Annotated in this window: 19 protein-coding genes; 12 read left to right on the top strand and 7 right to left on the bottom strand. The window is 34.5% G+C overall.

Annotated features, from left to right (window positions below; translation table 11 throughout):
* Positions 1-23: 23 nt before the first annotated feature.
* The 4 genes from C1S72_RS03925 to C1S72_RS03910 are packed head-to-tail and all read left to right on the top strand — an operon-like array spanning position 24 to position 3,431.
* Positions 24-575: an RNA polymerase sigma factor gene (locus tag C1S72_RS03925; protein WP_104734353.1), complete on the top strand. Its 552-nt coding sequence runs from the start codon at positions 24-26 to the stop codon at positions 573-575.
* Positions 559-1,143: a hypothetical protein gene (locus C1S72_RS03920; RefSeq protein WP_104734352.1), complete on the top strand. Its 585-nt coding sequence runs from the start codon at positions 559-561 to the stop codon at positions 1,141-1,143. The genes C1S72_RS03925 and C1S72_RS03920 overlap by 17 nt, the downstream gene beginning before the upstream one ends.
* A 12-nt stretch (positions 1,144-1,155) precedes the next feature.
* Complete coding sequence (locus tag C1S72_RS03915; protein WP_162919922.1) at positions 1,156-2,709, top strand: YggN family protein; 1,554 nt, start codon at positions 1,156-1,158, stop codon at positions 2,707-2,709.
* A 29-nt stretch (positions 2,710-2,738) separates the two neighbouring features.
* Positions 2,739-3,431, top strand: coding sequence for a peptidoglycan DD-metalloendopeptidase family protein (locus C1S72_RS03910; RefSeq protein ID WP_104734350.1), 693 nt, complete (start codon positions 2,739-2,741; stop codon positions 3,429-3,431).
* Here the strand turns inward: C1S72_RS03910 and C1S72_RS03905 are convergent.
* From C1S72_RS03905 to C1S72_RS03875, 7 genes are all read right to left on the bottom strand, one after another.
* The gene (locus C1S72_RS03905; RefSeq protein WP_162919921.1) at positions 3,428-4,183 is read right to left on the bottom strand and encodes a T9SS type A sorting domain-containing protein; all 756 of its coding nucleotides are present in this window, start codon (positions 4,181-4,183) and stop codon (positions 3,428-3,430) included. The genes C1S72_RS03910 and C1S72_RS03905 overlap by 4 nt on opposite strands.
* A 10-nt stretch (positions 4,184-4,193) precedes the next feature.
* A complete protein-coding gene (locus tag C1S72_RS03900; RefSeq protein WP_104734348.1) occupies positions 4,194-8,771 on the bottom strand; it encodes a malectin domain-containing carbohydrate-binding protein in 4,578 nt (1,525 codons plus the stop codon).
* Between the two features lie 202 nt (positions 8,772-8,973).
* A complete protein-coding gene (secA, locus tag C1S72_RS03895; protein WP_104735781.1) occupies positions 8,974-12,327 on the bottom strand; it encodes a preprotein translocase subunit SecA in 3,354 nt (1,117 codons plus the stop codon).
* A 162-nt stretch (positions 12,328-12,489) separates the two neighbouring features.
* Complete coding sequence (locus C1S72_RS03890; RefSeq protein ID WP_008637498.1) at positions 12,490-12,711, bottom strand: DUF2795 domain-containing protein; 222 nt, start codon at positions 12,709-12,711, stop codon at positions 12,490-12,492.
* A gap of 167 nt (positions 12,712-12,878) precedes the next feature.
* Positions 12,879-13,451, bottom strand: coding sequence for a cob(I)yrinic acid a,c-diamide adenosyltransferase (locus C1S72_RS03885; RefSeq protein ID WP_104734347.1), 573 nt, complete (start codon positions 13,449-13,451; stop codon positions 12,879-12,881).
* Positions 13,452-13,491: 40 nt separating this feature from the next.
* The gene (locus tag C1S72_RS03880; RefSeq protein WP_104735780.1) at positions 13,492-14,259 is read right to left on the bottom strand and encodes an O-methyltransferase; all 768 of its coding nucleotides are present in this window, start codon (positions 14,257-14,259) and stop codon (positions 13,492-13,494) included.
* A 2-nt stretch (positions 14,260-14,261) separates the two neighbouring features.
* Positions 14,262-16,121 carry an ABC-F family ATP-binding cassette domain-containing protein gene (locus C1S72_RS03875; protein WP_104734346.1) on the bottom strand — a complete coding sequence of 620 codons (1,860 nt, stop codon included), beginning with the start codon at positions 16,119-16,121 and terminating at the stop codon, positions 14,262-14,264.
* Positions 16,122-16,223: 102 nt separating this feature from the next.
* Between C1S72_RS03875 and C1S72_RS03870 the strand changes: the two genes are divergently transcribed.
* The 8 genes from C1S72_RS03870 (at position 16,224) to C1S72_RS03835 (ending at position 26,147) form a co-directional block, all read left to right on the top strand.
* Complete coding sequence (locus C1S72_RS03870) at positions 16,224-17,018, top strand: polysaccharide biosynthesis/export family protein (protein ID WP_104734345.1); 795 nt, start codon at positions 16,224-16,226, stop codon at positions 17,016-17,018.
* Between the two features lie 4 nt (positions 17,019-17,022).
* Positions 17,023-19,506, top strand: coding sequence for an exopolysaccharide transport family protein (locus C1S72_RS03865; RefSeq protein WP_104735779.1), 2,484 nt, complete (start codon positions 17,023-17,025; stop codon positions 19,504-19,506).
* A gap of 38 nt (positions 19,507-19,544) precedes the next feature.
* Positions 19,545-20,831 carry a nucleotide sugar dehydrogenase gene (locus tag C1S72_RS03860; protein ID WP_104734344.1) on the top strand — a complete coding sequence of 429 codons (1,287 nt, stop codon included), beginning with the start codon at positions 19,545-19,547 and terminating at the stop codon, positions 20,829-20,831.
* A complete protein-coding gene (locus tag C1S72_RS03855; RefSeq protein ID WP_104734343.1) occupies positions 20,831-21,808 on the top strand; it encodes an SDR family oxidoreductase in 978 nt (325 codons plus the stop codon). Before C1S72_RS03860 ends, C1S72_RS03855 begins: the two co-directional genes overlap by 1 nt.
* Positions 21,809-22,254: 446 nt before the next feature.
* Positions 22,255-23,121: an ABC transporter permease gene (locus tag C1S72_RS03850; RefSeq protein ID WP_104734342.1), complete on the top strand. Its 867-nt coding sequence runs from the start codon at positions 22,255-22,257 to the stop codon at positions 23,119-23,121.
* 4 nt (positions 23,122-23,125) lie between these two features.
* Complete coding sequence (locus tag C1S72_RS03845; RefSeq protein ID WP_104734341.1) at positions 23,126-23,887, top strand: class I SAM-dependent methyltransferase; 762 nt, start codon at positions 23,126-23,128, stop codon at positions 23,885-23,887.
* A gap of 30 nt (positions 23,888-23,917) precedes the next feature.
* Positions 23,918-25,174 carry an ABC transporter ATP-binding protein gene (locus tag C1S72_RS03840; protein ID WP_104734340.1) on the top strand — a complete coding sequence of 419 codons (1,257 nt, stop codon included), beginning with the start codon at positions 23,918-23,920 and terminating at the stop codon, positions 25,172-25,174.
* 4 nt (positions 25,175-25,178) lie between these two features.
* Complete coding sequence (locus C1S72_RS03835; protein ID WP_104734339.1) at positions 25,179-26,147, top strand: sulfotransferase family protein; 969 nt, start codon at positions 25,179-25,181, stop codon at positions 26,145-26,147.
* Positions 26,148-26,152 lie beyond the last annotated feature (5 nt).

Here is a 26,152-nt window from a genome sequence, read left to right as displayed (position 1 = left end):
ATCAAAATACCAAAAAGTAAAGCATGTTTCAGACTGATATCATTGAAAAATGCAAAGCAAATGATCGTAAAGCACAAATGCAGTTATACAACCAGTACTGCAATGGTATGTATATAGTTGCCAAACGATTTATTAAGAATGATGCTCAAGCTGAAGATGTTGTTCAGGATGCCTTCATTAAGGCATTCACAAAACTACATCAATATCATGCTGAAGTTACTTTTGGGGCTTGGTTAAAACGTATTGTTATAAACACCAGTATTGACACCCTTAAAGCCAATAAACAACGTTTGGTTGAATTGGAGGAGGTGCACCTGAAAGTGGTTGATACTAGTGATGATGACAAATGGTTGGTTGACGATGCTGTGACTATTGAAGAAATAAAAGAAGCTATTAATTCATTATCTGAAAAGTATAGATATGTTGTGATGCTTTACCTGATAGAAGGTTATGATCATCAGGAGATATCTGAAATATTAGATATTACTGAAGTTGCTTCAAGAACACAGCTTTATAGAGGAAAATTAAAATTGCAAGAACTGTTAAAATACAAAAAGGATGGCACAAGATATTAGAGATGTAATTAAAAACGATAAAACACCAGTGCATACTAAAATGCAAGAAGGTCATGAGGCACGTTTTCTTAAAAAACTGGAAGAACAATTACCTGAAGAAAAATTGAAATCTTGGTCCTGGTTACGTATTGCTGCCAGTGTAGTTATAGCTTTAGGTTTAGGTTATGGTGCCTATAATTATTTTAAAATAGACGGCCCTAATGTTATTGAACCAAAAGTAGTTGATGCCAATACTCAAGAAGCCACAATGAAATCCTTGGGTGACATTTCACCAGATCTTAAAAAAGTGGAAGACTATTATTTGGCAAATATCAATTTAGAATTGTCAAAAGTGAAGCTAACACCTGAGAACAAAGAGCTTATTGATGGTTATCTAAATCAGTTGGGGGAACTTAACAAAGAATATAAAAAACTTTCAGTTGAACTTACTAATTCAGGCCCTAATGAACTAACAGTTAATGCATTGATTACCAATTTAAAGTTGCGTTTAAATCTTATGTATCGTCTAAAAGAACAATTAAAAACATTGAGTAATTCACAATCAAATCAAAAACGAACAACAGCTTAAATTAATTTAAAAATGAAAAAAATATATATAATACCGTTGCTTTTATGCTTTTGCTTGAGTGTTTCAGCACAGCAAAAGTTGGATAAAGTTTCACAATCTATCAATGTCAATGATAATGTAAAGATTGATTTAAATACCAGTTATACCAATATTGAAATAGATACTTGGAACAAAGACATTATTGAGGTAGAGGCCTACATTGAAAGTAGTGTATTGAGTAAGGAGGAGTTGCAAAAACATTTAGAAAACTGGAAGATAGATGTTGATGCCTCAAAAGATAGAGTGATTATTTCCTCTGATTTAGGAGGTTTGTCATGGTCTGATAATTCTAGTCTTTTCGAATTACAATCATTGGATGCGCTTCAGGACCTTGAAGTTGAACTGGCTAATATTCCAGTTATGCCTATGGTTGAAGGCTTATTGGAGTCTATGGATTTAGCCAATATGCCAAAAATGCCGAAAATGCCAAAGATGCCTGATTTACCAGATCTTCCTGATGGTATGAGTAATATCAATTTTGATTATGAGCGCTACCAAGAAGAAGGTGAAGCTTATATGGAAAAATGGAGTAGAGAGTATGGCGATAAATATGGAGAAGCCTATGCTAAAAAAATGGAAAAGTGGGCTAAAGAAGTGGATTCTGAAGCACTAGCTAAATATGAAAAGGATATGGAAGCTTGGGGCGAGAAGTTTGGTGAAAAGTTCGGTGCTAAATTCGAAAAAGATATGGAGAAATGGGGTGATGAATTCGGAGAAAAATTTGGTAAGAGCATGGAGAAATGGGGCGAAGAATTTGGTGAAGAGTTTGGGAAAAGTATGGAGAAATGGGGTGAAGAGTTTGGCAAGCAAATGGAGGAGCAAGCAAAGGTTTGGGAAGAGCAAGCAAAAGTTTGGGAAGAACAAGCCGGTATTCTTGAGGAGCGTTCTAAAGAGAATGAAGAGGCCTATCGTGCATTATTTGAATCTCGATCATCTAAAAATTTAAATATTAAAAAGGTTATAAAAATAAAAATCCCTAAAAAAGCAAAATTGAATTTAAACGTGAGGCATGGTGAATTGAAAGTATCGTCATTAATCAACAACGTGAAGGCTGATTTGAATCATGCCACTTTTTTAGCTAACAGCATTGATGGAGAAAAAACCTCCATCAATGCTTCTTATGGCTCTGTTTTGATTAAAAGTTGGGAATTAGGCACTCTTAAATTAAATTTTGTTGAAAATGCTATTTTACAAGATGTCAATGGCTTGGTGTTAAATTCCAATTCTTCAAATATTGGTATAGACAGACTAGCTGGTAATGCTATTTTAACAGGTAGTTTTGGAGATTTAGTTATTCACAATATATCTGAAGACTTCAATAATATTAATATAACACTTGATAATAGTAATGCGGCTGTTAAGCTTCCTAAAGTGGATTTTAACCTACAATATCAAGGTAAAAACTCACGATTACATCATCCCAAAAACAAGAATGATAATGCGGTGTCGTCTTTTAAGTTAGGGAGTTTGAATAGTAATAAAACCATTGCAATAAATGCTAGGTACAGTAAAGTAGTCATGGAATAGTTTATTATATTTGAATTATATTCAATTTAATGAACACCCATACTTTTACCTCATTTCTAAATTCACTTTATCCACAACCAATACCTGTTTTAGATAAGCGTATTCCACATCATGAATTCGTTTTCATAGACTTATCTGATTCCAATCAAGACTTACAAACTTTTGATATTAATTCATCAACCCAATGGGAGCAATATATACATAGCTATTGCGAAAACCATCAAGCTAGTGTGGCTTATGGAGGCTATTTAGAGAAGCGAAATATATATAAACGCAGTTCTTACTTCAATCAAAATAATCCAGACTCCGAAAGAAACATACATTTAGGATTAGACTTATGGACTTCAGCTGGAAGTAACATTTACACACCCTTGGACGGAACAGTTCATAGTTTTGCTAATAACACTAATTATGGTGATTATGGTCCAACACTCATTTTAGAACATCAAATGGGTGAAACCAACTTTTTTACATTGTATGGTCATTTGAGTTTGGAGTCAATCAAGGACTTGAAAGTTGGTCAATTTTTTAAAGCTCAAGAATGTATAGCAACATTGGGTGATGCCACAGTTAATGGAGACTACGCACCACATTTGCATTTTCAAATTGTAAGAGACATGTCAGCTTATAAAGGTGATTATCCAGGCGTGTGCAGTTTAAACGATTTAGAGTTTTTTTCTAATAATTGCCCAGATCCAAATACATTATTGAAATTGGGTTAATGAGATACCAAAACCTTAAAAGTCTTTTTGTAATCGTTTTGATCAATAACGTCCATAAAGTATAAGGCGTTTTTTAAAGATGATACATCCACAATAATATTCTCATTATTTGAATCTTGATTGGAAATGGATTGTTTCATAATCATTTTACCCTCTAACGTGTATAATGTAATGCTTTTAATTTGAAAAGGTTGACTTTTAATTATTGAAATCTGATTACTAGCAGGATTAGGATAAATAGTGAGCGACTCAAAATTGTTGTGGCTAATGCTTAAGGTTTCCAAAAGTATGTCATTAGCTGTTCCCAAAATATTATTCCCGCCGCTATTAACAACAACAGTTCCGTCGGCAGCATCATAGCTATGAGCAATAGAAATAGCTTGATTGTTATCAAGCACTTCAAATTCAATATTAAAAATAACTTCATCAGTAGTAATGTTACCCGATAGACTAGCGGCTTCATATTTCACAAGACCCGGAGTACTAGTATCATTCACAGGAGTAAAGCCAAAAGCATAAACAGGTGTTAGACTATTAATTTGGATAACACTTGGGTTGTATTCTAATTTTATACGTAAAGCATTGTAGGGGCTTCCTGTTGACATAATGGAATAGTTAAATGTTTGGCCATTAGTAAACGGTGGCATTTGATCAGCAGAGGCAATCAAATCAACAGATTGTGCTGAAATAAACCCAGACGAAAGCAAAAGGCTAATAGTAAAAAACGAAATAATCTTATTAAATAAATTCATAGTCTTCTTTTTAATCATTTTGTGTCTCTCCTGACAATTGATAATTTCCAGAAAAAATTCCTAAATCAAAAATGTTGATTGTAGTATTATTATCAAAATCAGCTCGTGAGTCAAACCCAGAATCTCCAGAGCTCAAATTGTAAGTTCCAGAGAAAATACCTAGATCAAATATATTGATGACATTATCATTGTTAACATCACCTGCCAATAGTACATCATTAAATGTTTCAATACTGTTGGCTGTTAGGTTTATGGTTTTTAAACGCTGCAAATACATAGGATGCTTTACAAGAATTTTATATTCGCCTTGACTAATGGTTGATGGTAAACTGATTTCTCCTAAAGCATTTCCAAATTCAGTAAAAGCATATAACGGAGTTACTAAATCATTTATATGGAAAAGTTGTATGTCAAAATTACCACTATAGTCTGTTCGCCCTTGTAAAGAGACATTCAGTTGAAGACTGTATTCAGGGATTTCCACAGTAACTATTTGCTCACAAGAATCTGATACGTTACCAGATGCATCCGTAGCAATCCAAGTTATAGTGGTATCTCCTAAAGGAAAAGCATCTGTGAGTTCCAAGCCATCAGAGCGGCTAGCTTCAATATTAATATCACTATCACAATTATCAGTAATTAACGGTTCTGTAATGGTAATGTTTGCTTCATTTGTACCAACCGATACAGCTTCAATTAGATCATCTGGACAGCTTATTTCTGGAGCTTCAATATCATTAATTACCGTCCAAATAAAATTAGTGGAAACATCTAAACTACCTGGTTTGCTTACTGTAATAGTCACTTCATAAACACCATCACTATTTGGTCCACCATTAACTGCTGTTTCATCAATGACGCCAAATATTAATCCATTTGTAGGTTCAATATCTATACCCAAAGGCTGTCCGCTAATGGAATACACCAAATTGTCTGCTGGATTACCACCAGAACCTTCAGCTTGAAAATCAGATAATTCCAGCTCACAGTCTGATCTATCAGCAATAGGTTCAATATTGAGAGGCGGATAGCTTATACCTAAAACCTCAATAGCATTAATTATTGGATTCTGTAGTTCAAATAGAAACTGTATGTCCATAACACCATCAGTGATTTCAATATTATTTTGAATCATACCTGCTATGCGATGTCCAAATTCTTTTGAAGGATCCAGTTTTTCAATGACTCTTATGTCTTCGATATTGACGTTAAAAATACGTTCATTAGGTTCTGATGTGCCATTATAAAGGTTAGCGAAATAGAGATTTACAATATAGGAACCATTTGGAAGACTAATTGAATAAGTAACAGGGAAATCGAGGTCATTAGTGCTTAATTCAGAACGCATAATCTCTTCATACTCGGCTTGACTTATGTAGTCTGGAATAGAAACATCTCGATTTTCATAAATGATTTCGTCAATTGTAAATGGTGATCCAGAAGATACTACGTATGAATCTCCTGTTGTTGAGGTGTTGGCTTCCCATTCTGGGCCACCATCTGAAGCAAGTACCATAATACCACCTGAATTAATTCTAACAACTGGTGAATATATATCCGTTAATTCTCCAGTTAATGAAATGGTTGTGGGTGTGTTGGTGCCGTTGTGAACAACTTCTAACGAAGCTGTTTTTTCTCCCAAAATTTCGTCGGAACTGAAATCCACTGGAACTTTAACAGATGCACCAGGACTTAAATTGAAAGGTAATTGAAAATCACTTGAGAATAAATTAGAATTTGTTCCAATGAAATTTAAGGCAGTTATGGTTATCGAACTATCGGTGGGCCCACCTTCATTGTTAAGCGTAATATATTTGGTACGTTGTGAATTGTTTACTGGAGTCAATCCAAAATTTAATGGTGCTGGATTAATAGAGAGTACACCATCAAGATTTTCATAAACTTCTATAAAATCCCAAGTCGCAGTAAAGGGATTTGGACTGGTATCACTCCTTGAAGTAGAAATAAGCCCTATTGCTAATCCTTTGTTATCAGAATCATCTAAAAAACTTGTTGGTAGAACAATAGGCGATCCTAATAAATTTAATGTTTCCCCATCATCAATAGAATAAAATGGTTGAGCCAGATTACTGACTGGATCAACAGAAATATATAAATTAATAGCACTTGAGTTTAATATATTAGGAATGTTATAGCTTTCGTTAACTGTAACGATGCCATTATCTTCTAAAACTACTTGTAGTCCATTTAAAGCATCAGCATTTAAAGTCCCATTCATAAAAACCAATTTCAAATAATTGTCTTGGTCACCAGTACCTAATTGAACACCATAAGATTGATAGTCTATTGGAGCGTTTTGTGAACCACCAGAACCAAAATAAGGCGATTCTATTTTTGAATGAACAGTAAAAGGATTTGAGTTTGAATCTACATTTACACCAAATTGAAAACCATAATCTTGATTGTTAAGTGCTTCAAAGGCATCACCTCCGGTTACATTATCAACAGTGGCTTTTCCAGCAGCACCTCCAAACGATATGCTTTCTTCATCAAATTGTGTTAGATAATCTGTTGTGCCACTTGGGTCTAACATAAGACCAGTAAAACCAAGTCCAAAGAAACCTGTTCCAGGATTGTTATTCCAAAATGGGTAATCTATAGGCAAATTAGTTGTTGTACCATTATTAGGGTCTAATGCAAAAACATCATTCACGTCTAAAATAGTATCGTTATCATCATCGGGATCATTTAAATCAGAAATAAAATCACCATCATTATCTTTAGGTTTACTACTTTGTGAGCATGGGTTTGTGTTGTTATCTATTTCATCTTGATTGGTGTAACCATCACCATCATTGTCTGCATTTGGATCATAGCCTGCATCGCCTGGCAACAAACAATTAATATCTGTAGGTTCAAAAATAGTTACACTATTGGATCCATAAGTTGCAGCCCAAACTGTTCCAGGAAAAATATCATCATCACCTTGTGCGGTAACATCCAATGGTAAACTACCGAAACCATTAAAAGTGGTTTCAGATTCTAGTACTTCATCACCAGATTCATTGAGGACGTATCGATTGATATTACCATTAAAAGATGCAGTTAAGATATTCCCTTGCATGTTACCACCAAAATTGGAAGCAGTATATTCTGTAATGCCATTAGTAGATGAATTGACTCGCGCTAGAATATTATTTCTAGGACTTGCTATAGGTTCATCCGCTAAAAACTCACCAAGTTCTGGACGATCGGGAAAGTCGGTAATGGTAAAACTGGAGTTGAAATAACCAGATGTTCCGCTTATTAAATTTTCTAAATCATAAGAATTTGTAGCAACCCAAGAGCCATCAACTTTTTCATAGGTGTAAATTCCAGCTCTTGATGGAAATGCCAATATAGGAATAGGGTGTCCGCCATAGTATGTTTCATTGGCATCATTGATAGTCCCTACGTAATGTAATGGATCATTAATAATTGTACTACCATTTTCGTTCAGTTCATTTTTAATATAATGGTTATTTGGGTCATAGACCATCGTGCTTTCATCACCTAAAAACGTATCAGTACCGCTATCATAAATTCTAGGTAAACCACCCCAAAGGGAATTGGCACCATTATCTGAAGTATATATTTTTCCATTTTCAGCTATAACAACATCATAGGCATTCCTAAATCCTGCAGAAAAAATTTGAATAGGACCTCCAACTTCCGGGAAGGCCTGATTTAAACTATTATTTCCTCCAAACGGATCACCAATATCGATAGTCGAATTATACATGGGATGTCCTACTGGATAAGGGAATTCAGGATGTGTATTGTCAATGTCTAAACGAGTTGGATCATTTAAAGTGGGTAAGTCATATACATAATTACTGCCATTTCTTGGGTCAGTATAAACTGGCATGCTCTCCAAATCTGTTAAATTCACAATTAACATGGAGCCTGAAAAGAAAAATTCTGGCGTACCAGCAAAATTGTTACTTGGAGCACCTTTATTAGTTTGCCCTCCTTGAACAATCAATAAAAAAGTGTCTCCGTTTCGTTCAAACATATCCAATCCATTCACAGCATGGTTTTCTTCACAGCGTGGTAATCCACGAATTAAATCGGTTTTTTCCCAAACGCCATTAATTTTTTCGAGTCTGGATAGCATACTGGAATTAGTATCTAAATTAGTATCATTACCGCCAGCACCACCACCTAACAAATAGTCAGAAGAAGTTACATATAAAACAGGGTTTTCGGCGGTTCCAGCCGTCATGATTCCTGTAATGAGTCGTTGCTGACTTGGATTGAAAATCCCTTCATCATTATGATTGGGAATACCAAATCGGATATTAGTTATTTCTTCGCTGTTAATAACGGTATAAGTACCATCACCAGCTACAGCATTATCACGTTCTATAGTATAAGCCCATATGATACCATTCTGTTGAGCTACATATAATCTATCGTCTGGACCAAATTCTAAAGATGTTGGATTTAAAACATTTTCATTCTGAAGTCCTGTTGAACCAAAGCTTATGGTTTGTGCAACTAAATTTGATGACATAAATGCCATGAGTAATAAAGTTGTGGTTAAGCAACCAAAACCAAACTTAAATGCATTAATAATAAAGGTCATTCTTTTTAATTTTCAATTACTGCTATTAACCGAAAAATCTTTTTGGAAAGAGAATTATGATATAAATTTAAGTATATATACTTAAGTAAATGAGTAATTTATGGTTTATTCGATGTAATGGAAAAATATTAGTTATGCTGAATAATAAAATAAAAGAAGCCCTGAATCACAGGGCTTCTTATATTACTAAATATGTGTTAAACTATTCTACTAAAACCCAATCACCTTTATTGATTAATGGTTCAGCTTGTTTATACTTTAAAGTCTTGTTTTCTCCACTCATAACGTGCTTTATTGTTACACGATCATTTCGTCCAATTTTAGGTCTATCGCGTACAATGGTTTCAACAACCTCTTGTTGGCGTTGTGTATTACCAGCTGCTCTACTTTGAGCAGCACGTTCATCCATATTTGGAATTTCTTCTTTAGAAGTTTCTAGTTTTTCCTTCTTTCGGGTTTGACGAGCTTCCTGAATAGTATTTTGTGTTTCTGTTGGTAATTCACCTTTGAATAAAAATGAGATAACATCTTTATTCACTTGGTCAATCATACTTTTAAACAACTCAAAAGCTTCGAACTTATAAATAAGTAGCGGATCTTTTTGCTCATGCACTGCTAATTGAACAGACTGTTTTAACTCATCCATTTTACGTAAATGTGTTTTCCAAGAATCATCAACTATGGCCAACGTGATGTTCTTTTCAAAATCATTGATAAGTTGCTTACCATTGGTTTCATAAGCTTTTTCTAAATCTGTTACTACTTGTAGGTTCTTAACACCATCAGTAAAAGGCACTACAATACGCTTAAACTTATCGCGCTGAGTTTCATACACATTTTTAATAACGGGGAAAGCCATTTCAGCGTTACGCTCCATTTTTTCACGGTAATGCTCAAATGCAGCTTTGTATATTTTGCCTGCTAGTTCCTGTGCCCCTAGTTTTCCAAATTCAGCTTCGGTAACTGGTGAGCTCATTGAGAAATAACGAATTAATTCAAATTCAAAATTCTTGTAATCATTGGCTTCCTTGTTAGATTCAGCAATACCTTCAGACGTATCATATATCATGTTGGCTAAATCTACACGTAAACGCTCACCATGTAAGGCATGACGACGACGTTTATAAACGACCTCACGTTGCGCATTCATCACATCATCATATTCCAATAATCTTTTACGCACCCCAAAGTTATTCTCTTCCACTTTTTTCTGTGCACGCTCAATAGATTTTGAAATCATGGAATGCTGAATAACTTCACCTTCTTCCAAGCCCATTCTATCCATCATTTTGGCAATACGCTCACTACCAAATAATCGCATTAAATTATCTTCTAAAGACACGTAGAACTGAGAACTTCCTGGATCTCCTTGACGTCCAGCACGACCACGTAACTGTCTATCTACACGACGGGAATCATGACGTTCTGTACCAACTATAGCTAGACCACCTGCTGCTTTTACTTCGTCAGACAATTTAATATCGGTACCACGACCAGCCATGTTTGTTGCAATAGTTACTTGCCCTTTTCGTCCAGCTTCATCTACAATTTCAGCTTCTTTTTTATGTTGCTTGGCATTTAAGACATTATGAGGAATCTTACGAATACTTAACATCTTACCTAATAATTCTGAAATCTCAACTGACGTTGTACCAATTAAAACTGGTCTTCCAGCTTGTGATAATTTAGTAACCTCATCAATTACAGCGTTGTATTTTTCACGTTTAGTTTTGTAAACTAAATCTTCACGGTCGTCACGCGCAATAGGTTTGTTAGTTGGAATTTCTACGACATCTAGCTTGTAAATTTCCCAGAATTCACCAGCTTCAGTTACGGCTGTACCAGTCATACCAGATAGCTTACGATACATTCTAAAGTAATTCTGTAACGTTACTGTTGCAAAAGTTTGGGTGGCATCCTCAATTTTTACATTCTCTTTAGCCTCAATAGCCTGGTGTAAGCCGTCGCTATAACGGCGACCATCCATGATACGACCTGTTTGCTCATCAACAATCATTACCTTATTGTCCATGACCACGTATTGCGTGTCTTTTTCAAATAAGGCATAAGCCTTAAGTAATTGATTTAAAGTATGAATGCGTTCTGATTTTACACCAAAGTCTCTAAATAAGTCTTCTTTAAGGTTTGCTTCTTCTTCAGATGATAAGCCTTGTGACTCAATTTTTGCAATCTCGATACCAATTTCTGGCATGACGAAAAAGTTAGGATCATCTTTTCCTGAAAGAAATTCAATACCCTTATCCGTTAATTCAATTTGATTATTCTTTTCTTCAATGACATAGTATAATTCCGCGTCAATTTTTGGCATTTCACGGTTATTATCCTGCATGTAGAAGTTTTCGGTTTTTTGAAGTAGTTGTTTTATACCTTCTTCACTTAAAAACTTAATTAAGGCTTTATTTTTAGGCATACCACGATACACTCGTAATAATTGAAAACCACCTTCTTTTGTATCACCTTCGGCAATTAGTTTTTTAGCTTCAGCTAAAACTCCAGTTAAATATTTTCTTTGAACCGAAACGATGTCATCAACTTTTGGTTTCAATTCAATGAACTCATGACGATCACCTTGAGGAATTGGTCCAGAAATTATTAACGGTGTACGTGCATCATCAATTAATACTGAATCCACCTCATCTACAATGGCATAATGGTGTGGTCGTTGTACTAAATCATCTGGTGAATGCGCCATATTATCACGCAAGTAATCAAAACCAAATTCATTATTAGTTCCGTAAGTAATATCGGCACGATAAGCTTTTTTACGAGCAGCTGAATTGGGTTGATGATAATCAATACAATCGACACTTAAACCATGAAATTCAAATATAGGAGCCATCCAAGCACTATCGCGTTTGGCCAAATAATCGTTAACGGTTACTAAGTGTACACCACGACCAGCTAAAGCATTTAAGTAAACCGGTAAGGTAGCTACCAATGTTTTACCTTCACCTGTTTGCATTTCGGCAATTTTACCTTGGTGCATGGCAATACCACCTATTAATTGCACATCATAATGTACCATGTCCCAGGTGATGGGTTTCCCTGCTGCATCCCAGGAGTTTGCCCAGATTGCTTTATCATTATCAAGTGTTACATAATCTTTTTCACCAGAAACTTCACGATCAAATGTATTGGCTGTGACCTCAATTTCAGTATTATCAACAAAGCGTTTTGCTGTTTCTTTTACCACTGCGAAAGCTTCAGGTAAAATATCATTGAGAACACCTTCGGTTATGTCGTAAATTTCATCTTTTATTTTGTCTATTTCAAGATAGATGTCTTCACGCTCATCAATATCTTCCGTATTTTCAGCTTGTTCTAATAAAGATTCTATTTTTTCATTCAGCGGTTTACGCGCTTCTTCAATTTTCTCCTTAAAAAAGCTGGTTTTAGCACGTAATTCGTCATGTGATAATTGCGCTAAAGCAGATTCAAATGTTTTTATTTGTTTGACTATAGGCATGATGGCTTTGACGTCTTGTTTTGATTTGTCGCCAACAAATACCTTTAGTACAGAATTTAAAAAACTCATGTTTGTATGTTTTAGTTTAACTAGCATGTATGCTAGTTTTGAAATATGTTTTACACTTTAAGATTTTAGGCTCTCAAAGATATGGTTGATTTGGTCAATTTTATAATTATCAGACACAAAAAAAGTCTCTGACGAGACTTTTTTTATAAGCTTTTATAAATATTAATATTCATCCTCATTCCAGAGGTAATCTTCGTCAGTTGGATAATCTGGCCAGATTTCCTGAATAGATTCGTAAGAGTCTCCTTCATCTTCAATAGATTGTAGGTTTTCAACAACTTCTAAAGGTGCTCCAGTCCTAATTGAATAATCAATTAGTTCATCTTTTGTTGCTGGCCAAGGTGCATCACTTAAATAAGATGCTAATTCTAATGTCCAATACATTTGTAATGTGTTTTAATTTTTTTGCAAAAATAAATTTTTAGTTTAAATAGGCAAGAAAAAAAACAATTAATTACTCAATAATGATAAGAACGTGTTTTTAGCTGTACCCTTAACATAAAAACCCATGTTATTTTTACAGTAATAATAGTTTTAATCAAGAAGATGAATTAGTGTTTTTCAGGAATCCATTTAATTTCATCTGCTTGCAGGTCATAGGACAATTTCCGTGCCAATACAAAAAGATAGTCTGAGAGTCGGTTTAAATACTTTAAAGCCATAGGATCTATGGGTTCTAAATCGTTTAGGGCAGAGGCTAAACGTTCCGCTCTACGGCACACACAACGCGCAATGTGACAGAATGACACGGTTTGGTGACCGCCTGGTAACACAAAATGTGTCATTTGAGGTAACTCCGTATTCATGGTGTCCATTTCGGTTTCAAGTAGCGAGATATTTTTTTCTGAAATTTTTGGAATGTTCAGACGTTCTTTACCACTTTTTAAAATAGCTTTTTCCGGATCAGTGGCTAATATGGCGCCAACTGTAAACAGCCTATCTTGAATGTGGGTAATAATATCTTTATAATGTTGTTTAATGTTTTGGTCGCGAATAAGTCCTAAATGCGAGTTTAATTCATCAACAGTTCCGTAGCTGTCAATACGAATATGGTGTTTGGGGACTCGTGTTCCTCCAAATAATGCTGTGGTTCCTTTATCGCCTGTTTTGGTGTAAATTTTCATGGGAACAAAGTTAAAGGTTAAATATTATTGAACAATGGCTTTATACGCGAATTTTGAAGTGCTCTTTAACCTGCTCTTTTCTAAAAAATACGAAACCCCAGAAATAGGTGTCTATTGTGACTGTTACCTGTGGATGTTTTTTAATCTGTTCCCAAGCCTCTGTCATGCCTTTTGACCAATAAATGTCATCGAAAACAAAAACACTATTATTATTGGTTGTAGGTAACAATTGATTAAAATAATTTATTGTAGCTTCCTTGGTATGGCTACCATCAAAAAAAATCAAATCAAACGATTGGGTATTTAATTTTTGAAGATACGCATTAAAATCACCTGTAAGGATTGTTGTGTTTGTATGGTTTTTAAGTTGCTGTTTTGTGAATGTCGCTATGTTAGGGCAGCCCTCAATACTGATTATTTTAGATTTAGGATTCCCTAAAGCCAGTGCGTTAGTTGCTATGCCTAATGATGTGCCTAACTCTAACATATTTTGAGGATTTAGATACTGCGTTAGTCTAAATAAGAGCTTACTTCGTTTTAATGTAGTTCCTGAAGTTTTAGCGATTTCAGAAATTTGACGTGTTTCTGATTTGTGTTTTTTGGAGCCTGGTCCTAAATCAGTTATTTTAATCAGACTATCATTTCGCAATAAATGGGTTCTGTAGCGACTTAATTTTGAATAAGCAGTATATACTGTTTGGTCGTAAAAGCATTTTGTAACCATATCATAAATAAAAGGCGAATGCACACCGTGTTGATTGGTAGATGATATGATAAATTTTAAATAGGATAGAATTGAATACCACATGGTTATTGTTCCATTTTTTCCATAAGTTCTAACCAACGCATTTCTTTTTCTTCAATGGTATCTAAAATTACTTGTAATTGATTGGATAAATCTTGAATGGCATCGGTTGATAAATCAGGATTAAGAAATTGACTTTCCAGTTCTTTTTTGTTAAACTCCAATGATTTTAATTTACTTTCAATATTCTTAAACTCTTTTTGCTCGTTATAGGATAGGGTATTATTACTGTCTTTTTTCCATTGCTTTTTATCCTTTTTCGAATTGTCAGTAGTTTCAGGTTCTTGACTGTCTTCATAAATTCTAAAGTCAGAATAATTTCCTGGGAAATCTTCAATAACACCATCGCCTCGGAATACAAATAAATGGTCAACAATTTTATCCATAAAATAACGGTCATGCGAAACCACAATGAGGCACCCAGGAAAATCCAATAAGAAATTTTCGAGTACATTGAGCGTCACAATGTCTAAATCGTTGGTTGGTTCATCTAAAATTAAAAAATTAGGGTTTTGAATTAAGACTGTACATAAATATAGGCGTTTGCGTTCACCACCGCTTAACTTTTCAACGAAATCATATTGTTTTTTTCTGTCGAAGAGAAATCGCTCCAACAGTTGTTGGGCACTAATTTGTCGTCCTTTTTTTAAAGGGATATAATCACCAAATTCTTTGATAACATCAATTACTTTTTGTTCTTGTTTAACAGGAATTCCGGATTGCGTGTAGTAACCAAATTTTACGGTTTCACCAATTACAACTTTTCCAGAATCTGGTACGACGGATTGTGTAATGATATTTAAGAAAGTTGATTTACCAGTACCATTTTTTCCAATAATTCCAATGCGTTCCCCTTTTTTAAAGGTGTATTCAAATTTGTTAAGTATGGTTTTGTCTTTATAGCTTTTCGAAATATTATGTAATTCCAATATTTTGCTACCCAACCGTTCCATGTTTAATTCCAATTGCACTTCATGGTCTTTTCTACGTTGATGCGCTCGATGTTTAATGTCATGGAAATCATCAATACGCGATTTGGATTTTGTGGTACGTGCTTTGGGTTGCCTGCGCATCCAGTCCAATTCCTTTTTAAAGAGTTGTTTTGCTTTTCCCGTTTCAATAGCTTCACGCTCTATACGAGCTTCACGTTTTTCTAAATAGTAAGAGTAATTGCCTTTATAAGTATATAATTCGCCATGGTCTAGTTCAATAATTTCATTACACACACGCTCCAAGAAATAACGATCATGAGTAACCATAAATAAAGTGATTTGCTCCTTTGCAAAAAAGGATTCTAACCATTCAATCATTTCCAAATCCAAATGGTTGGTTGGCTCATCTAGAATTAAAAGGTCTGGTTTTTTCAGCAAGGCATTTGCTAAAGCTAGACGTTTTTTTTGTCCACCCGATAAGGTGCTTATCTTTTGGTTGAGGTTATCTAGCTTCAATTGAAACAGTATTTGCTTGTATTGTGTTTCAAAATCCCATGCATTGTGCCTATCCATATTGTCAAACGCTTTTTGATAAGCTTCCGTGTCGTCTGGATTTTTAATGGCAGTTTCGTACTGTTTTATAATATCTAGAATAGGATTTTTTGTATCAAAAATAGCCTGCTCCACAGTCAGGTTGCTATCTAATTTGGGGTCTTGTGATAAAAAAGCTGTAACAATATCTTTTCGGTATATAATTTGTCCAGAGTCTGGTTGGTCTCTTCCGGAAAGCATATTTAATATTGACGTTTTGCCTGTGCCATTTTTAGCCACAAAAGCTATTTTCTGATCTTTATGGATGCTAAAGGACAGATTTTCAAACAGCTTTAATTCGCCATAAGATTTCGAAATATTTTCAACAGTAAGGTAGTTCAACGGGTCTTTTTTGCAAATAACGTAAAAAAACCAAAATTTAAACGATTAGTTTTGATATTCCTAGTGAAAGGCTATATTTGTGAACAAACTTGTGCCCTCGATATGAAGCAATTGCATATTCTAGTTATACTTATTTTTTCAAGCGTTCTATCTTCTTGTATTCCTAATAAGGAATTGGTGTATCTACAAAATAGAGAAGGAGCTGTTGATAGTACACTTGCTATCACTGAGAAGCAAAAGCCTTACCGTATTCAAATAAATGATATTCTAAATATTCGTGTCAAGGCACTAGATCAAGAAAATGTTCAAATATTTAATCCGGTTGGTGAGCAGGAACTGAATATGGATACGGATCAACGGGCTTTTTTTGATGGGTTTACAGTTGATCTGCATGGTAACATTCGTGTGCCGGTTCTCGGAGAGATTAATGTATTGGGTTATACAACTGAAGAAATTGAAAAAATGCTAGAAAAAAAGCTATTGGAAGAAGAGTTTAAAGAAACCGCTAATATTTTTGTTTCTGTAAAACTAACAGGCTTACGTTACACTGTGAATGGTGAGGTAGGCTCTCCTGGTACCAATACCTTATACCAACCTCGAGTCAATGTTTTTGAGGCACTGGCTAATGCTGGTGACATTGAAGTAACGGGAAACCGTGAAGATGTATTGATTATCAGGCAATATCCGCAAGGTCAAAAAATTCACCATCTCAATTTATTGGATGTAGCTGTTATGGAATCACCATATTACTATATTCAACCAAATGATATTATTTATGTAAAACCTTTAAAACAAAAATCTTGGGGATTTGGAACCACTGGTCGTGAAACTATAATTACTGTAGTAAGTGTAATGACTTTACTAACAACTACTCTTTTAATAATTGATAGGCTATAGTGATATGAATGATAATCATTTAGAAACCGAACAATATCAGGAACGGAATCAAATAGCTTTTGATTTTAAAGGCTATTTATTTAAAGTTCTCAATTTGTGGAAATTTGTGCTGTTATGTATTGGATTTGCTTTGCTGATTGCTTATTTAATAAATGTTAGAAAACAGAATGTTTATAAATTAAGTTCGTTAATTTCTGTGGAAAATGACCAAAATCCATTTTTTACGGCAAACACCAGTATATCATTCAACTGGGGAGGTGTATCTGGTAAGGTAGGTAAAACCATCACTACTCTGAAAACTCGTACACACAATGAAAAAGTAGTCGATTCTCTTCAATACTTTATGGATTACTTGGTTGAAGGAAAATACCGTAAAGTTGATATTTATAAAACAGCTCCGTTTGTTGTGGATTTAAATTTGTCTGGTAAACAAGTCCTTAATCACCCCATAGGTATTCGGTTTTTAGATCAGTTACATTTTGAGTTGTTCACGCAATTTGAATCTGAAACTAGGAGTGCTCAACAATACGACACAAAAGAAATGGTTTCAATTTCAGTGCCAGTAGGTGACTTTAGACAACAGTTTAAGGTTGGGGAGCCCATATCACTGCCATTTATGGATGCCACCATTTATCTGCGTCATCCTGAACATATTATTAAACCCCAATCTGAATATTTTATACAATTCAATAGTTTTGATGCCATTGTTAATCATTATCAAAGTAGAATTTTTGTAAATACTTTTAATGCTAATGCTTCATCTGTTTTGCAACTGTCATTAGCTGGACATAACAAATCTAAAATAGTTGATTATTTAAATACTACTGCCGCCATTTTGAGTCGAACCGAATTGGAGCGAAAAAACTTATATGCCTCAAATACCATCAAGTTTATTGATAGTACTTTGCAGGCTGTAAATGACAATTTGCAAGATTTTAACAATGAAATGAATACGTTCAGGAAGCAAAATAAAGTTTTTAATATTGATGCCGAGATGACAGAAGTGTCATCTAAACTTAAAGAACTAGAAAGACAAAAGGAAGAGGAACGCATAAAATTAGATTATTTAAACTTATTAGAGACCTATCTCAACACTAAAACCAATTATACAAACATTGCTGCACCCACCTCGGTTGGAATCGAAGAACCTAATATCTTAACGAGTGTTAAAACGATTACATCTTTGGCTATTGAACGCCAAAATATGGAATACACAACTCGGGAAGGATCTGATTTATTTAAGGATTTAGATAGGCGTATTGAAGCTGAAAAGCAGGTTTTGTTGGAAACCATTAGCTCTACAAAAAGCACTATTAATACGCTTATAAATTCTATTAATAGGAATATGGCAAACTTTGAAAGTAAATTAAGTACTTTACCAGAGGATCAACAACAATACCTTCGTATTCAACGTAAATTAGATATTAGTCAGGAGGCTTATGATTTATATTTAGCCAAGCGCGGTGAAGCCGCCATAGTGAAAGCCGCCAATATTTCAGATATTACAATAGTGGATGAGGCTAAAGATATTGGTGGTGGTAAAATAGGGCCTAATAAATCGTTGAATTATATGATGGGGCTTATGATGGGCTTTTTTATCCCTATGTTCTTGATTTTTGTTATATTCTTATTAGATACAACCATTCATGGTTCCGACGAAATTGAACAATTATCCAGCATTCCTATAATGGGTTTGATTGGAAAATATCGTTATCACAACAATTTGGTGGTTTTTGAAAAACCTAAATCTGCCGTTGCGGAATCGTTTCGATCTATTCGATCTAGTTTGCAATTTATTTTAAATAAAACACCAAAACCAAGTGGTCGCACCATTATGGTCACTTCTTCAGTTAGTGGAGAGGGAAAGACGTTTACTTCCATAAATATCGCTACCGTTTATGCATTATCTGGAAAAAAAACAATTTTATTAGGTTTAGACTTGCGTAAACCTAAAATATTCGATGATTTTGAATTGACGAATGATTATGGGATGGTTAACTATTTTATTGATGATTTGGACTTTGATGATGTTGTTAATAAAACACATATTGAAAATTTATCTGTTGTTCCAGCTGGTCCGATACCTCCCAATCCTTCGGAGTTGTTAATGAGTAATCGGATGGAGGCACTCATTTCCAATTTACGAGAAACCTATGATATTATTATTTTGGATACACCACCTTTAGGCCTGGTTACAGACGCTTTGGAACTCGTAAAATATGCAGACACCACCATTTTTATGGTGCGTTTGGATTACACCAAAAAAGGAATGTTGCAATTAATTAACGCTAAATATCGAGGCGGCGAGATTAAAAATATTAGTTTTGTACTTAATTTTTACAAGCATAAAACCAATCACAATTATGGTTATGGCTACGGATATGGCTATGGCTATGGATACGGCTACGGTGTTTATGGTAATGCTTATCATGAGGATGGTAAACGTAGTACCTGGAAAAAAGTAACAGATTTTATTAAACGCATTTAAACCACAACCTCTTAAATTTAAATTCACCCCATTTAAACATGAAAAAACAGAATATTACAATCGTTGGACTTGGTTATGTTGGACTGCCTCTGGCTGTTGAATTTGCCAAAAAATTCCCAGTGATTGGTTTTGACATTAACAGTAAACGTGTAGCGGAATTGCAAAATGGCATCGATAGAACGCTAGAAGTTACTGAATCTGAATTGAAGTCCGTTTTAACCCAAGAACCTCATGCTGTTGGATTACGTATTACGGATTTGGTGTCAGATACTGATGCATCAAACATTTACATTATAACGGTGCCAACGCCAACCGATGAGTTAAATAAACCTGTTTTCACCCCTTTAATTAAAGCCAGTGAAACGATAGGTAGGGTTTTGAAAAAAGGCGATATTGTTATTTACGAATCAACAGTTTACCCAGGAGTCACAGAAGATATTTGTGTGCCTATACTAGAATCTGTTTCTGGATTAACTTTCAATTCAGATTTTTACGCTGGTTATTCACCTGAACGCATTAATCCGGGCGATAAAAAGCATACGGTTACTAAAATTTTAAAGGTAACATCGGGTTCTACACCCGAAATAGCTGATGTTGTGGATGATTTGTATAAGTCCATCATTACTGCAGGTACGCACAAAGCACCTTCAATTAAAGTTGCCGAGGCTGCCAAAGTTATAGAAAACTCCCAACGTGATATTAACATTGCTTTTGTTAATGAACTGTCTAAAATTTTTAGATTATTGGATATAGATACACAAGCGGTTTTGGAAGCTGCCGGTACGAAATGGAATTTCATCAAGTTCACACCTGGTTTGGTTGGTGGTCATTGTATAGGGGTTGACCCTTATTATTTGGCGCAGAAAGCCATAGAAAGTGGCTATAACCCAGAGATTATTCTAGCCGGTCGTAAAATGAACGATAGTATGGGGAGCTATGTAGCGACAGAAACCGTGAAGTTGATGATAAAAAAGGGTGCTACCATAAAGGGGGCCAAAGTTTTGGTTTTGGGTATTACTTTTAAAGAAAACTGCCCTGACATCAGAAACTCTAGAGCCATTGATATTATTAGAGAATTTGAAGCTTACCATGCAGAAGTGGATGTTTATGACCCTTGGGCTTCTAAAGAAGAAGTGCGCGAAGAGTATGGTTTTGATCTATTGACCAATACTTCTGAATTGGCGGATGCATATGAGGCTATTGTGCTGGCTGTTAGCCATCAAGAGTTTTTAGAATTAGATATTAATCAACTGAAATCTGAACACGGTGTTGTGTTTGACGTTAAGTCATTATTTCCAAAAGATTTAGTAGATGCCAGATTATAATGAGCAGTAGTCAACATCATACACAAGATCTTTCTAAATACCAATTTTTGGTAACTGGAGGTGCTGGTTTTATAGGTTCTAATCTGGTTGGCTATCTTTTGCAACATGGTGCGCGAAAAGTCCGTGTGCTTGATGATTTTTCTAATGGCTATCGTGAAAACCTTACCGAGTTTATGAATAATCCTTCATTTGAACTGCTAGAAGGCGATATACGTGATTTGAATACCTGTTATGAAGCTATGGATGGTATGGACTATGTTTCGCACCAAGCTGCACTGGGTTCTGTTCCACGCTCCATAAATGATCCAGCTACAACCAATGCCGTTAATATATCTGGGTTTTTAAATATGATGATAGCGTTAAAGGATTCAAAGTCTGTTAAACGTATGGTTTATGCTGCTTCCAGTTCTACTTATGGCGATAGTAAAAACCTGCCCAAAATAGAAGACACTATTGGTAAGCCTTTGTCTCCATATGCTGTTACCAAATATGTTAATGAATTGTATGCTGATGTGTTTGGTAAAACCTATGGGACAGATGTTATTGGATTACGCTATTTCAATGTGTTTGGCCCAAAGCAGAGTCCTAATGGTGCTTATGCTGCGGTTATACCTTTATTTATGCAAGCGTTAAAAGACAATCAGTCGCCCAAAATTAATGGAGATGGTGAGCAAACACGTGATTTTACGTATGTTGATAATGCTGTACAAGCTAATATAAAAGGCTTTTTTGCTGATGAAAAAGCTCGCAATCAAGTTTTTAATGTTGCCTGTGGCGAGCGTATTTCAGTGAACTATTTGTGGGAATCTTTACAGCTAGCTGCCAATTCCGATTTGAAAGCAACCTATGGACCGCAACGTCAGGGTGATGTTCGTGATAGTTTAGCTGATGTTTCTAAAGCCCATGACCTATTGGGTTATGAGCCACAAATTTCGGTTCGTGAGGGGTTGAAATTAACTTGGGATTTTTTTCAGTAGTTTTTAGTTGGTCGTTGGAAGTTTGTGGTTCCTGAATCAAATTTAGGATTACAAAGGAAATTGCTTCGTTTTGCTTGCAATGACGAAGAGAGTTTGGGATTTTATTTGGAAGTTGTTTGTTCTTTTTTAAGCACAAATAAGAACCGATAAGTGCTTTTATTGTCGTTAGGCATTTAATCTTGGGTGAACAAACCTCATAACTTGGCGTCGCATAGCTCCTGTTCTTGAAGTTTTTGTCCTTTTATTACTACAGTGGTTTTCCTACTAAACAGGAAAACCTTTTTTGAGCTTTTGAGAGTGCCTAGACAGGTTGGGCTTTATTAATGATTACTATCTTCGTTTTTAGCTTGCAATGACATAGGAGTTTTTAGATATTAGTTCTTTATTATGCTTTGTTGTTAAAATGGCATTCTTTATATTAGCCCTAACCAAAAACGCAGGTTACTTTGAGTACTCCAGATAACGATCAATGGCTATATACCATTTCCTCTAAGCGCAAGCTTATTGATGTGAATTTTAATGAAATTTGGAGGTATCGTGATTTGTTGATTTTGTTTGTAAAGCGAGATATTGTTACGGTTTATAAACAAACCATTCTAGGACCACTTTGGTATATAATTCAGCCGCTGTTTACTTCGGTAATTTTCACTTTGGTTTTTAATAATTTAGGAAATATTAATACAGGTGCCGTGCCTAGTTTTTTGTTTAACCTTGCAGGGATTACAGCCTGGAATTATTTTAAAGAATGTTTGTCTGGTACCAGTGATACGTTTAAAAAAAATCAGAATATTTTTGGGAAGGTATATTTTCCACGGGTTATTATGCCTTTGTCGGTTACGATTTCTAATTTATTGAAATTCTTCATACAATTAGTTATTTTTATTGGTTTTTATATTTATTATGTGGGTATTGGAGCCGGAGTTCAACCAAATACGAATCTATTATTATTTCCTGTTTATATTGTTATGATGGCTTTAATGGGTTTGGGTCTTGGTATGATTTTGTCATCTATGACCACGAAATATCGAGATATGACCGTGGTTATTGGTTTTGGGGTTCAGTTATTGATGTATATGTCGGCTGTACCTTATCCGCTTTCTGAAGCACGAAAAAAATTTCCTGAACTTGTTGCTAATTTCGTGGAATACAATCCGCTTACCCAAATTATTGAGGGCTTTCGTTATATGCTACTTAATACTGGTAGTTTCACTTGGTTAGGATTTATTTATACTTTTTTTGTTAGTGTCATGTTGTTTTTAATAGGCATCACTATATTTAACCGAACTGAAAAATCATTTATTGATACGGTGTGATTTTATGGAAACGGAATTAACAACAAGAGAATATTGGGAAGGGTATTATAAGCATGACCACAGTGGCAGAAAACACATTGTAACCGTGTGTTCAAAATATGATCTCTTTTGGAATACCTTAATAACCCATGATTCTAAAAAGCAAACGATAATTGAAATTGGTGGTTACCCTGGCCGTTATCTGGCCTATTTAGCTGATAAATACCAATTGAAGCCAACCTGTCTTGATTTTAATTCGGATGCTTCTCAATTGCAAAAAACATTTGCTTCTATGGGTGTATTTGATTACCATTTACTAGAGGCTGATTTTAATATTCATACTACGAAGCAACAATATGACTATGTAATTTCATTAGGGTTTATAGAACATTTTGAGAATTTTGATACCGTTTTAGACAAGCATTTGGATTATTTAAAGCCAGGTGGCAGATTACTGGTTATGGTTCCAAATAAACGTTATTTGCGTAAGTTTTATGGGTATCTTGTGGATTATAAGAATTTAAAAGCCCATAATTTAAAATGTATGAATTTTAATACGTTTAAAGGGTTTGCAAAACGAAATAATCTTAAAATTCTGCGTTTAGAATATCATGGAGGGTTTCCATTTGGTGTACATCAAAAATTAAATATTTTTCAAAAGTTTATTTTTAAGTCCACACGCATTATTTTTAAGTATGTGATAAATCCATACTTGGAAAAACACCCAACAAAATATTTAAGTGCTACTCTAGTGGCTGTTTATGAGAAACCAAAGGAGAGTGATTAATAATCCTTGATTAAAAAAAAGTGTTAAACTGTGAGTGTTATACTAAAAGCCAAACATATTAGTAAACAATACCGCCTAGGTCTCGTAGGGACTGGTACCTTGAGCCATGATTTAAACCGTTGGTGGTATCGTGTGCGCGGAAAGGAAGATCCTTATTTGAAAGTAGGTTCTGTAAATGATAGAAGTGCCAAAGCTGATAGTGATTATGTTTGGGCACTACAGGACATTAATTTTGAGGTGCATCAAGGTGAGGTGTTAGGAATTATTGGTAAAAATGGTGCAGGCAAGAGTACTTTGTTAAAAATATTGAGTCGGGTTACAAGTCCTACCACTGGGGAAATAAAGACCAAAGGTCGTATCGCCAGTTTACTGGAAGTTGGGACGGGGTTTCACCCAGAATTAACTGGCAGGGAAAACATATATTTGAACGGTGCTATTTTGGGGATGACTAAATCTGAAATTAAGGCAAAAGAAAGTGAAATCATTGCCTTTAGTGGTTGTGAGCGTTATGTAGATACACCTGTGAAGCGTTATAGTTCTGGGATGCGTGTACGATTGGCTTTTGCCGTTGCGGCGCATTTGGAGCCCGATATTTTGGTGGTTGATGAGGTACTGGCTGTAGGGGATGCTGAATTTCAAAAAAAAGCCGTGGGTAAAATGCAGGACATCAGCAAAGGAGATGGGCGTACGGTATTGTTTGTAAGTCATAATATGGCAGCGGTAAAAAGTTTGTGTACACGGGCCATGGTATTAGAGCATGGAACAACAGTTTTTGAGGGTAATACTGATGAGGCTGTGGATTATTATTTACAGATTAATTCACAAAATAATTCTTATCAATTTATAAATGATAATCAAATTAAAGAGTCAGACATTTTAGAAATAGTTGTGAAAAAAGAAGGTATTCCAAGTAATGTTTTTTCTTTTTCTGATGCTATTGACATTGAATTTAAACTAAAAGTTGCTTCAAATGACTTAAAAGCGAGGTTAGGTTTTAAAGTAATTGACAAATCTGAAAGAATCGTTTTTTCAACGAATATTAATTTAATTGATTATATTGATTCTGAAGGGGTGTACGTTTTTAAGGTTACTATACCTAGTTTGTTACTTTCTCCTAACGATTATAACATTACAGTAGGATATCATGTATTTAAAAAATATATTATTAGGAAATTAGATAATATTGTAAACTTCTCAATTGAAGAAACAGGAACAATATTTCAAAATCATTTTAATGATGATATTGGTTGTGTCATAATTGATTGTGACTGGAGATTAATTAACTAGATTTATGCAAGAAAATCAATTATTGTTTTTAATATCTCAACCACGTTCTGGGTCATCATTGCTTCAACAATTGTTACTTAATAGTGAGCAAATTTTTTCGGTACCTGAACCTTGGATGATGCTTTCATTAATTCATACCTATAAAAGTACATCTATTTCTTCTAGTTATAATCCTAATTTTACTGCTTCCAATTTCATCTCATTTTTGGAATTGACTGACAATGGTTTAAAAGATTTTAAAAGTCAAATAAAAGAACTTGCATTAGAAACTTATAATATTAGGAAGCCGTTTAAAGGCTATTTTTTAGATAAAACACCTAGATATTACCACATATTGGAAGATTTAAATGAATTATTCCCAAATGCCAAATACGTGTTTTTAGTTAGAAACCCCTTATCTGTTTTTGCTTCTATGCTCGATTATAACTTTAATGGAAAATACTTTAAGTTTTTATCATCATCAGACAGAATGGATGATTTGTTTTTAGCTCCAAAAAACATAAGCAATTTTGCTAATAAACACAATAAACATATTTTAATTGAGTATGAGAAATTGGTTAAGAATCCTGAACTTGAGCTAAAAAAAATTTTCAATTACTTGTCTTTGGAAGTTCCTAAAAATATGTTGACCTATAATCTTGAAGAGACATTTAGTGAAACAAAATCTATAGATACCAAAAGCTTAAAAAAGCATCAACAAGCTACAGATAATTATATTGATAGTTGGAAAAAAATAATTGACACAAGTCAAAAGAAAGAACTAGCTTTGGGTTATTTAAAAGAGCTGCAGAAAAGTTATCCTGATTATTTTGAATACGATTTAAATACAATTATTACAAATTTAAAAAAACATAAGCCTAAAAAAAGTTATATATTTAATTCTAGTTTTGAGCTTTTAACAAAAAAGGATGAGGAATTGAGTTTGGGAAGACTTATTAAGAAACGTTTGATTTTAAAACTTCAAAGAGAATAAAATGA

The organism is Hanstruepera ponticola, from assembly GCF_002940745.1.
Lineage (GTDB): Bacteria > Bacteroidota > Bacteroidia > Flavobacteriales > Flavobacteriaceae > Hanstruepera > Hanstruepera ponticola.
The sequence above is the reverse complement of the archived record's forward strand: the minus strand, read 5'-3'. Positions and strand labels throughout refer to the sequence as shown.